General features: G+C 69.7%; 1 protein-coding gene. It reads left to right on the top strand.

The window, feature by feature from the left end; all coding sequences use genetic code 11:
* Window positions 1-217: 217 nt before the first annotated feature.
* A partial coding sequence (locus L0D17_RS13185; RefSeq protein WP_243095704.1) for a replication initiation protein occupies window positions 218-707 on the top strand: 490 nt, incomplete at its 3' end.

The following is a 707-nucleotide window of genomic DNA, read 5'->3' on the forward strand; positions in this document are numbered from 1 at the left end:
GTCAGCGAAGCTACCTTGAGGAGGCGGCCCTGGTGGCGGTTCTGGGGGCGGTGAGGGGCCTTTTGCTTCCTAGGGTCCCGGGGTGATCGGCCCACGCCGGCCGGCGAAACTCATGGACCGGCCGGTATCATGCAAAAAGAAGCCCCGGCCAGTTAGGCCGAGACCTCCCCGCCAGGAGGCCTCCATCCTAACCCGGCCGGGAGGAAGGAGGCAAGAGATGGAGCACCACACCCGGCCGGAAGCGCAAATCCCGGACACCCTCGCTAAAATCGCAGGACTCCTCCAGATAAACCCCGACCTGGGGGAGGTGGTTCTTCGCGCCTACGCCGCCCTGCGCGGCCTCTCTCCGGAGGCCCTCCGCGCCCACCTCCTGGCCCCTCCCCCCCGCCCGGAGCGGGCCCGGGAGGCCTTCCAGGCCGCCTACCTGCGCCACTTCGCGGAGAACTTGCCCCGCTACCCCTACGCCACGGACGACCCCAAGGAGGGGGTGCGCATCTACAAGCGCGAAAACGCCCTGAAGCGGGTCCACGTCCAGGTGGGCCACTACCCCCACGCCGTCTTGCGGCTGGTGGTGGACGTGGACCTCCCCTGGCCCCAGGTGGAGGAGCGGATCCACGCCCTCCCCCCCTCCCTGGTCCTGGTCAACCCCCGTTCGGGCCACTTCCACGCCTGGTACGAGCTGGACCCCATCCCCCTCAAGCCCCCGC

The organism is Thermus thalpophilus (assembly GCF_022760915.1).
GTDB lineage: Bacteria > Deinococcota > Deinococci > Deinococcales > Thermaceae > Thermus > Thermus thalpophilus.